The 9,916-nt window shown below is 66.1% G+C and carries 9 protein-coding genes, 1 tRNA gene and 1 pseudogene; 9 read left to right on the forward strand and 2 right to left on the reverse strand.

Annotated features, from left to right (window positions below):
• A pseudogene (locus tag EU513_RS16035) lies at nt 1–1,053 on the reverse strand (DUF2207 domain-containing protein); the annotation flags it as partial.
• Nucleotides 1,054–1,403: 350 nt separating this feature from the next.
• Here EU513_RS16035 and EU513_RS15400 point away from each other — a divergent pair.
• The 5 genes from EU513_RS15400 (at nt 1,404) to EU513_RS15420 (ending at nt 6,363) form a co-directional block, all read left to right on the forward strand.
• A tRNA-Leu gene (locus tag EU513_RS15400) sits at nt 1,404–1,487 on the forward strand.
• Nucleotides 1,488–2,500: 1,013 nt separating this feature from the next.
• The gene (locus EU513_RS15405) at nt 2,501–3,724 is read left to right on the forward strand and encodes an acyl-CoA dehydrogenase family protein (protein WP_129627736.1); all 1,224 of its coding nucleotides are present in this window, start codon (nt 2,501–2,503) and stop codon (nt 3,722–3,724) included.
• Nucleotides 3,721–4,386: a TetR/AcrR family transcriptional regulator gene (locus tag EU513_RS15410; protein ID WP_239702767.1), complete on the forward strand. Its 666-nt coding sequence runs from the start codon at nt 3,721–3,723 to the stop codon at nt 4,384–4,386. Before EU513_RS15405 ends, EU513_RS15410 begins: the two co-directional genes overlap by 4 nt.
• A 347-nt stretch (nt 4,387–4,733) precedes the next feature.
• Complete coding sequence (locus EU513_RS15415) at nt 4,734–5,684, forward strand: NADPH:quinone oxidoreductase family protein (protein ID WP_129627739.1); 951 nt, start codon at nt 4,734–4,736, stop codon at nt 5,682–5,684.
• Nucleotides 5,685–5,706: 22 nt separating this feature from the next.
• On the forward strand, nt 5,707–6,363 hold the full coding sequence (locus EU513_RS15420; RefSeq protein ID WP_129627742.1) for an alpha/beta hydrolase: 657 nt from the start codon (nt 5,707–5,709) through the stop codon (nt 6,361–6,363).
• Here the strand turns inward: EU513_RS15420 and EU513_RS15425 are convergent.
• Nucleotides 6,338–7,147, reverse strand: coding sequence for a hypothetical protein (locus tag EU513_RS15425; protein ID WP_129627745.1), 810 nt, complete (start codon nt 7,145–7,147; stop codon nt 6,338–6,340). The two genes, EU513_RS15420 and EU513_RS15425, sit on opposite strands and share 26 nt — an antisense overlap.
• 34 nt (nt 7,148–7,181) lie before the next feature.
• Between EU513_RS15425 and EU513_RS15430 the strand changes: the two genes are divergently transcribed.
• From EU513_RS15430 to ppk2, 4 genes are all read left to right on the forward strand, one after another.
• Nucleotides 7,182–7,481 (forward strand): hypothetical protein, encoded by a 300-nt coding sequence (locus EU513_RS15430; protein WP_129627748.1) that lies wholly within the window; start codon nt 7,182–7,184, stop codon nt 7,479–7,481.
• A 221-nt stretch (nt 7,482–7,702) separates the two neighbouring features.
• Nucleotides 7,703–8,299, forward strand: a complete 597-nt coding sequence (locus tag EU513_RS15435; protein ID WP_239702772.1) for a DoxX family protein — start codon at nt 7,703–7,705, stop codon at nt 8,297–8,299.
• Between the two features lie 170 nt (nt 8,300–8,469).
• On the forward strand, nt 8,470–8,976 hold the full coding sequence (locus EU513_RS15440) for a pyridoxamine 5'-phosphate oxidase family protein (protein ID WP_255407471.1): 507 nt from the start codon (nt 8,470–8,472) through the stop codon (nt 8,974–8,976).
• 227 nt (nt 8,977–9,203) lie between these two features.
• Nucleotides 9,204–9,916 (forward strand): polyphosphate kinase 2 (ppk2, locus tag EU513_RS15445; RefSeq protein ID WP_129627754.1); only part of this gene is annotated, 713 nt, incomplete at its 3' end.

The following is a 9,916-nucleotide window of genomic DNA, read 5'->3' on the forward strand; positions in this document are numbered from 1 at the left end:
CGAACAGCTGCTCCAACCCCCACCGGACGAGCCAGCGTCCGACCCGCCCGAGCCGCCACCGATGTCTCCACCGAACGAGTCCATCGACGAACCGAAGTCGCCGATGCCGTCGGTCAGTCCACCGATCGAGTCGCCGAACCCGTCGAACCCGCCATCGAAGAACCCGCCGTCGAACCCACCGTCCCCGAAGCCACCGAAGTCCACGCCGCCGAACCACGCGAGGTCCGTCCCCCAGGTGCTTAGGATGACGGCGTCCGTCGCCCCGACGCTGCCGTCACCGATCCCGGCGTTGCGGGCGACGTCCTTGAAGACCTTCGCCCAGTGCTCGGCCTCACCGAGCGCGATGGCCCACGGCAGATAGCGGCTGAAGATCGAAGCGGCCTGCTCTACACGGATCTGGTCGGCCTCGGCGGTCTTGAGGTACTGGTGGAACTGGTCGGTCTGCGCCTGCAGCGCCGTCCGGATCGGGTGACGCTCGAACCGGTTCCCGGCGCCGATGGCCACGTCGGCGTCCCTGTTCATGTAGTCGCGGACGATCTGACCGACGCCTGCACGGGCACGCCGGCTGAGGGCGTCCATCTCGGTGGCGTCGCCCGGGTTGCCCTGCGGAAACGCCATCAGCATGAGTTCGTGCGGGGCGCCGACCAGCTGGCTCGCGTCCTTGTTCGTACGGGTCAGATTCCAGTCGGTGTTCGAACGCCGGCGCGACAGGTCTGCATTCGGGTCCTTGTCGATGCGGATGTACCCGGCCACGGCCAGGTCGACGACGAGGGCGCCGAAGTCACGTCCGCCGACTCCCTTCGGCCCGAGCGCGCCGGTCATCCACGACAGGATTCGCTCCGGCGGCTCGAACCTGGGCGGCGGCGGGTTGGGCAAAAGGTTCTTGGACGACACGAAGTGCGTCGGGTGCGCTTCCGGGTTGGCCGGAATCACTCCCGGAGCCACCCCGTCGAAGACCGGAACCTTCGAGTTCTTGGCGTTCAGAGCCTTCAGCCCGAACACGACAGCAACGACGATGAGGATGCACAGCACTACCCCGATGACCGGCTCCATGCGCCCGATCCTGACACGTTGCTCGGAATCCACGCACGAAAGCGCGACAATCGCGCGTTACGACGGAGTACAGACGCGTACCTCGGCGTAACGCGCGTCCGTAGCTCCTTCGTCCGTGCCCGCCGCGAACTCATCCGACCGATCTCCACAGGTACCTCCCACCCATCCGCCCGCCAGCCCGCGCCGGACGCCGGTTGAACAGGCGACCGTTACACATGTCTCAACATGTTCTCCCCACTTATCCACACTGTTCTCCACAGTTGTGAGTAGCCACTGTGAAAGTGCTCACCCGGACGGGAAACAACTCGATTTGTGTCAGGGACCTCGACAAGGCAGACTTGGGTGGTCTCGCGCGAGTGGCGGAATAGGCAGACGCGCACGGTTCAGGTCCGTGTGCCCGAAAGGGCGTGGGGGTTCAACTCCCCCCTCGCGCACCCGAAGACCGAAGGGCGGATCCTCTCGAGGATCCGCCCTTCGTCGTTGAATCACCCTGGTGCTGCGGCCGCATAATGCAGTACGACTCGTTGCGAACAAGGGGGTTCCATGAAGGGCGAGGCAGTGTACGTGCCGACGCCGGACGACTTGGCCGATGCGGAAGTCATCCGGAAGGTGGCGTTGGCGTGCAAAGGCACGGCGCCAGGACGACGCACCACGAACCATCCGCAGGCGCGGGGGTCCGCTACACACAAGACGATCAGAGCAGCCATCGACTGGTTCTGGGACAAGCCGCGCAGCACGACGCAGGGTCGCAGGTTATGTACAAAGGCCCGGGTTACGTCCGGATGCGCACGTTATAGCGTGCGCATCCGGATGCAGCGTGGGCACCTGTACGTAACCTGCGCATCTGTACCTACGGTGCGCATCGTTGCCGGCCGCGAAGGACCGCCGGTGAGCAGTTCTTCCAAGCCCAGGTGCTTGCCTCGCTTAGGAGAAGCAGCGAAACCGGGCCATCCCGCCTCCTTCAAAGCCGCTTGAGAGCCGGCCGCTACGAGAAGCCCGCCGCCGCAAGGGGATACGGAACCGCCCGCGAAGGCGAGTGACCGAGAAGGCAACGAAGCAGCGGAGGCCCGATCCGCCCCTTAGCTGTTCTGTCCACGGGCGTTAGCTACGGCGAGTCGACTGGAAGGTGAGGAAGACCTCCGGGTGAGGTGTGGAGCTACCACGCACCCACAGCCACCACGGAGGTCTTCATGTCCCACGCTAACGCGACGCTCACACCGAGGGCTGCTTCGCCAACTTCGGTCGCGCTGGACGTCGCACCGATCACGCCGGCCGAGTAGGTGCGGAGCGTCAGCGGAGTGCCGCGATCGAGACCAGGTGAGGGTCGCTGGGACGCAACCACACAGCTCGAGAAGCCCGGAGATCATCCACCTGATTCCAGCCGCCACCTTGAACCTGAATCCGGATTCAGGTAAGACTGGAGCAAACCACCGACGAGAGGCGAACCATGTTCGAACCCAGTGAGCGCGGCCAGGAGTACCGGGAGAAGTTGCTGTCCTTCATGGACGAGTACGTCTACCCGGCCGAGAGCGTGTACCACGAGCAGATGGTGACGTCCGGCGACGTCAACCACCACCCGCAGGTGCTGGAGGACCTCAAGGCCGAGGCACGCGACCGCGGTCTGTGGAACCTGTTCCACCCGCACAAGGAGTGGGGCCCCGGCCTGTCGAACCTCGACTACGCGCACCTCGCCGAGGTCATGGGACGCAGCATCGAGCTCGCACCTGAGGCGACGAACTGCAACGCGCCCGACACCGGCAACATGGAGGTGCTGACTCTCTTCGGCACCGACGAGCACAAGGAGAAGTGGCTCAAGCCGCTCCTCGACGGCAAGATCGCCTCGGCCTTCGCGATGACCGAGCCGGCCGTCGCCAGCTCGGACGCCACCAACATCGAGACGCAGATGGTTGCCGACGGTGACGAGTACGTCATCAACGGCCGCAAGTGGTGGACCTCCAACGCCCTGCACAAGAACTGCAAGGTCCTCATCGTGATGGGCAAGACCGATCCGTCGGCCGAGAAGCACCGCCAGCAGTCGATGATGGTCGTCCCGCTCGACACCCCCGGTGTGAAGGTCGTCCGCGGCCTGCCGGTCTTCGGCTACCAGGACCGCGAGGGTCACGCCGAGGTCATCTTCGAGGACGTCCGCGTCCCGAAGTCGGCGCTGCTGGCCGGTGAGGGTGACGGCTTCATGATCAGTCAGGCACGTCTCGGTCCGGGCCGAATTCACCACTGCATGAGGGCAATCGGTGTCGCCGAGCGCGCCCTCGACCTGATGATCGACCGCGCCCAGTCGCGCGTCACCTTCGGTCAGCCGATCGCCAACCGCTCCAACATCCAGGACTGGATCGCCGAGTCGCGCATGGAGATCGAGATGGCCCGCCTGCTCACCCTGAAGGCGGCGTACCTGATGGACACCGTCGGCAACAAGGGCGCCCGCACCGAGATCTCCGCGATCAAGGTCGTCGCACCGAACGTCGCGCTCAAGGTCATCGACCGCGCGATCCAGGTGCACGGCGGCGGCGGCGTGAGCGACGACTTCCCGCTGGCGAAGATGTACGCCCACATGCGCACCCTGCGTCTGGCCGATGGCCCGGACGAGGTGCACAAGATGACGATCGCCCGCCAGGAACTGCGTCGCCGCGACGCCAACTGGGGCAAGAAGTCGTGACCGCGGCGCGCTCGGCCTCGTTGCCGGCGCTGGTCGACCCGTCGATGGTCGGCGTCCAACCGCAGACACCGCGCGGCCGCCGGACGCGGGATAACCTCGTCCGTGCGGCCCGCACCGTCTTCGAACGCGACGGGTACGTCGACTCGCGCCTGGTCGACATCGTGGCCGAGGCGCAGTGTTCGATCGGCACGTTCTACACCTGGTTCGACGGCAAGGACGAAGTGTTCGCGGCGGTGCTGCACGAGGCTCAGGCCGACATGCTGCACCCCGGCACCGGACGCATCGCCCCGGCCGACGACCCGGTGGCGATCATCGCCGAGAGCAATCGGGCCTATTTCGAAGCGTTTTCACGTAACGCGCGGCTGAACCAGTTGCTCGGGCAGGTGGCCTCGGTCGACCCGCGTTTCCGCGATCTGCGTAAAGCGAGGGCGGACGCGTTCATCGACCGCAACACCCGCGCGATCCGTGACCTGCAGAAACGCGGCCTCGCGGACGCCGAGCTGGACGCCCGGATCGCGGCCACCGCGCTCTCGGGCATGGTCTCCCGCCTGGCGAACGACTCCTACCTGTTCGACGACAACACCCCGGTCGACGCGCTGGTCACCACCGCCACGAGACTCTGGACCAACGCCCTCGGCCTCACCATGCCCACGTACAGGTGACCGTGTTCCGCACCAGGTCTCGATCGCGCTCGGTCGGTAGCCCTCCCTCACTACTCGACCGGCGGTCTGCCCCACGCCGGCCGAGTCGCCCAGTGCCGACGATCGCGCTGGTTGAGCCCGACCGACGCCGACAATCGCGCTGGTTGAGCCAGGCTGATACCGACGATCCGGTTGGTTGAGCCAGGCTGATACCGACGATCCGGTTGGTTGAGCCAGGCTGATACCGACAATCCCGCTGGTTGAGCCAGGCTGATGACGAAGGAATCAGCCTGCGCCGAAACCTCGTGCGCGAACGAAGCGACTTCAGCAGCAATCAGGTCCCACGACGACATTCACGAAGGAAGACCATGAAGGCCATTCAGATCACCACCCTCGACGGACCCGACGCCCTCGAATTCAACGAGCTGCCCGACCCGTCCGGCGACGACAAGGTCGTCATCGACGTGAAGGCGGCCGGCGTCGCCTTCCCCGAACTCCTGCAGACCCGTGGCCTCTACCAGATGAAGCCGGAAACGCCTTTCGTCCCGGGCGCCGAGGTCGCCGGCATCGTCGAGTCCGCCCCCGATGGGAGCGGCTTGTCCCAGGGCGACCGCGTGGCAGCGCTCCCGCTGCTCGGCGGGTTCGCGCAGAAGGTCGCCGCCGACCCGTCGATGACCTTCAAGCTGCCCGACTCGGTCGGTTTCGAGGAAGGCGCGTCCTTCCTGTTCAACTACTGCACCGCCTACTTCGGACTCGTCGAACGCGGGCAGCTCGCCGAGGGTGAGACCGTCCTGGTGCACGGCGCCGCCGGCGGCATCGGCACCGCGTCCATCCAGGTCGCCAAGGCCTTCGGCGCCGGACGAGTGATCGCGGTCGTCTCGACCGATGCCAGGGGTGAGGTCGCCAAGCAGGCCGGCGCGGACGAGTACGTGCTCGCCGAGGGATTCAAGGACGCGGTCGGCAAGTCGGCCGACGTCGTCGTCGACCCAGTGGGCGGTGACCGCTTCACCGACTCGCTTCGTTGCCTGAAGGACGACGGACGCATCCTGGTCATCGGATTCACCGCCGGTTCGATTCCCGAGGTGAAGGTGAATCGCCTTCTGCTGAACAACATTTCGGTCGTGGGAGTCGGCTGGGGTGCGTACGCGTTGACGCGTCCGGGGCACATCGCCAAGGAGTGGGAGGCGCTGCGCCCGCACCTGGAGAGCGGCGTCCTGAAGCCCATCGTGGGCGACACCTACCCCCTCAAGCAGGCAGCCGAGGCGCTGCAGTCGCTGGAGACCCGCACGGTCACCGGCAAAGTCGTGTTGCTGCCCTGAGTTAGGTGAACAGAGTCGGACAATGCCGGACGACATCGACCTCGACGACGCGATGGACGCGGTCCGCCAGGGACGCGTCCGCGTCACCGGACGCACCCAGGCCATCGCACTCCTGCTCCACGGCGGGCGCGCAACGGAGTTGCAGCCCAAGCGTTTTCGCGACATCTCCTACCTACGGATGCTCCCCTTCGCGTCGGCCGTCCGGCGGGTGTCGAGGGGCCGGGTCGCCCCGGTCCTGGTGCACAACACGCACGGTGGCTGGGTGGCGCAGTCCGGGAGCGGAGTCGTCCAGGCCCGTGAACTCGTCCGCCGGTTGCACGCCGAGTACGACCTGCCGATCGTGCTGCTGGGTCACTCCAGCGGGGGGTGGGCGGCGATCCGCGCCGGACGCGAGAAGTCGGTGATCGGCAGCGTCGCCCTTGCGCCCTGGGTGGCCGACGACGAACACGCAGAACCGTTGCGCGAGAAGATCGTTCGAGTCATCCACGGTGAGAACGACACCGTTTGCTCGCCCGCGAAAGCGCGCCGGTTCGTCGAACGGCTCCAGGCACTAGGGGCAGACGCGACCTACACCGAGGTGCCCGGCGGCGGTCATGCGTTGATCGACAAACCGTGGCGCTGGCACAACCTCGCCGCGAGCGCTGTCACCGAGATCAGCTCGGAACGCAGCTCTCGATAGGCGTGGTTTCGCAGGTGTCCCACGGCCGGTAGCCGGTGACCATCCACCGACCGCTCTGCTTGGTGACGGTCAAGGTCGCGTACCAGACGTTGTCGGTGTGGTTCTCGCCCACTTCGGCCACGCACGTCCACGGGGTGCCGCCCTTCGGCGTGCACGTGTCGTAGACGACGTTCTCGATCCCGCCGCTGTCGGTGCCACGAATCGCTGCGGGCGTTCCGTACTGAGCGGCCTTGGTCTCGTTCTTCGCTCCGATCGCACGCAGGAACGCGTTCGCAGTGCCGACCTGGTCGAGGCCAGAGGCGGCCGGGGACGAGGCGGCGGACACCTTCGTCGCGGTGGCAAACCACGCCTTGCGGATCGAGACCTTCTTCATCGCGCCGTTGCCGGTTGCTGCATCGGCAGTCCACGCCGCTGCGCTTCGGTCGAAGCTGCTCGGGAGCGGGTCTGCGCTGGAACGCGCGAACAAGCCGCGGCCGTCGGCGCAGGAGTACCAGGACAACCGCTGGTCCGGGCGCGGCGGGTGGTGCGCATGGCTGACCACCTCACAGCGCACGCCGTCACTCAACTGGACGGCGAACGGAGAGGCCGATGCCGGTGCTTTCACCGCACTGCCGTCCGGAGTGTCGATCAGCGCCAGCTCACGGTTGAACGCGGAGTGCAGACATGCGGACGTTCCATCGCTCAGTGGCCAGCAGGCGTTCAGGCCCTGTGCGTTCGAGCCGCAGTGGAAGATGCCGTCGGCGATCGCGAAACCTGACGGGTCTGTGTAGCCGCCGCAGCCCATCGAGTCGCGGCGCGTCGTCCATCCGGGTGCGAGGGTGCCCGAGGTCGTACGTGGGTTGATGCCGACGATCTCGGTACGCCCACCGGATGTGCTGCTGGGTGTCGACGATGCGGACGAGCTCGGCGAGGCCAAGGAGGTCAAGGCGGAGGATGACGTAGGCCTCGGCGACCCGGTCGTCGTCGAGGCGCTCGAGGTGCTCGACCCGGTCGCGCTCGCCGAACTTGCCGGCGATGACTTCGTCGCGGCGTCGTTCGAACCACCGTTGCAACCACTCAGCACCAGCACCGCCGCGGCCGTTGCTCCCAGCATGCGTCGCTTCACGTGTCCCCCTTGATCGTGGCCCCCCCTTGAAGGGCTCTGCATCTGGATCGTATTGCTCGGCACTGACACCCTCCGGGCAACGGCCGACACGCCGCCTCGAACTTCGCTCGTCCGACACCGACACGACGCACCGAGGCAATGGATTGGCCACTTACGCGGCGTAGTACTACCATTGATAGTAGGTAGGGCGAACCGCCCCGGATCGCCCACCACCCCGTGGGAGGGATGTTGGCCATGAGCAACACGACAGACCGCGGAGTTGACGAAGGACACGACCGCGCAGGGCGTCGCGACCACGACGCAACCGACCGCGCGGTGACGTTCCAGGAGGACGTCGTCCGATCCCCGATCGCTCGCTGGCTGCTGAGCATCCTGCGGATCATCCTCGGCTTCTTCTTCCTGTGGCCGTTCCTGGACAAGCTGTTCGGCCTCGGTTACGCGACGCCCGAAGCACGCGCCTGGGTCAACGGCGGCAAGCCGGCGCAGGGATTCATGAAGAACGCGGAGGGCCCGTTCGGCGACTTCTTCAAGAACATCGCCGGCACGTGGTCCGACTGGCTGTTCATGGCCGGCCTCGCCGGTATCGGCATCGCGATGCTCTTCGGCGCGGGCCTGAAGCTCGCCGCCTGGTCGGGCACGCTGCTGCTCTTCCTCATGTACCTCGCAGAGTTCCCGATCGGCCAGTCCGGCAAGGGCTTCACGAACCCGGTCTTCGACAGCCACTGGCTCGAGGCACTCGGACTCCTGGTGGTCGCCTACACGTTCTCCGGCGACAAGCTCGGACTCGGACGCTGGTGGGGACGCAAGGTCGGCAACGGCATCCTGCGCTGACCGCGCCTGCGAAGAGCCGCACCCAGTAACGACCGGTTCCCTTGACTACAGCCGTAGTGAAGGGAACCGGTCGTCATTACGTCCATTTCTCTAGCGCCAGGGCTCCACGTACGTCTGCGGGCAGGCACTTGCGTCCGGTTCGTCCTTCTTGTTCATCGCGTTCCCCTTAATTGGCGTGTCGGAGGCCCGACCCCGCGCAGGGACCGGCGCACGACGTCCCGACGTTCGTCGAGATGGTCAAGGACGAGCGCACCTGCATGTTCACCTCGGTCGACGCCGACGGCACGATCATCAGCCGTCCGATGGCGGTGCAGAAGGTGGACGACGACGGGACGCTGTGGTTCATGGCGTTCGCCGACTCCCCGAAGATCGACCAGCTCGCCATGCACCCGCAGGTGAACATCGCGTTCGTCAGCGGCACGTCGTGGGTATCGGCCAGTGGCACAGGCGAACTGGTCGACGACGTCGCGAAGAAGAAGGAGCTGTGGAACCCGTTCGCGCAGGCCTGGTTCCAGCAGGAGCCGGAGAGCCCTGAGGTCGCGTTGATCCGGGTGAACGTCACCGGCGGTGAGTTCTGGGATTCGCCCAGCAAGCCCGCGCAGCTGTTCGGCATGGTCAAGGGCGCGGTCACCAAGCAGCGTCCGGACGGCGAGAACGCCAAGCTCGACCTCGCCTGAGGCGGGCCACAAAGACCTCAGCCGGCGCGCTTCCCACTCCGGGGTTGGGGAGTGCGCGGCTGAGTATCTTTCGCGCTGAACGGCACCGCCCGTGTGCTGACTCGTCCTCTGCGATCGGCCGTCTCCGCAATCGAATCGGTGCCGGACGCGCACATGGTGAGACGGATGCCACTCACCGGTCGGCCCAATTGGCAACAGACAGCGGGCCGCAATGGCACGATCGGAACATGGCCAAGAAGACTGCGAGCGGCATGGTCCGCATGGACAAGGACCTCTACGAAGAGGAGTTGGAGCGACTCCAGGCTCAGCTGGTGGCGATGCAGGAGTGGGTCAAGGAGACCGGTGCCCGTGTCGTCGTCATCTTTGAGGGCCGGGACGCAGCCGGCAAGGGTTCGGCGATCAAGCGCATCACCGAGTACCTCAGCCCGCGCGTTGCTCGCGTCTCCGCGCTGCCCGCACCGTCCGACCGCGAGAAGACGCAGTGGTACTTCCAGCGCTACATCCAGCACCTGCCGGCCGCCGGCGAGATCGTCATCTTCGACCGCTCCTGGTACAACCGCGCCGGCGTAGAGCATGTGATGGGGTTCTGTACGGAGGAGCAGTACGAGCGCTTCCTGGTGCAGGCGCCGATCTTCGAGCAGATGCTGATCGACGACGGCATCATCCTGTTGAAGTACTGGTTCTCGGTGTCGGACGTTGAGCAGGAGGCGCGCTTCAAGTCGCGTCACAGCGACCCGATGCGGCAGTGGAAGCTGTCCCCGATGGACCTCGAGTCGATCACCCGCTGGGAGGCCTACTCACAGGCCAAGGACCAGATGTTCGCTGCCACCGACCGCTCGCAATCGCCTTGGTACGTGGTCGAATCCGAGGACAAGCGCGCGTCCCGCATCAACGTGATCGCGCACCTGCTGTCGATGATTCCGTGGGAGTACGTGAAGGT

It is taken from the genome of Yimella sp. RIT 621, from assembly GCF_004146205.1.
GTDB classification, from domain to species: domain Bacteria; phylum Actinomycetota; class Actinomycetes; order Actinomycetales; family Dermatophilaceae; genus Yimella; species Yimella lutea.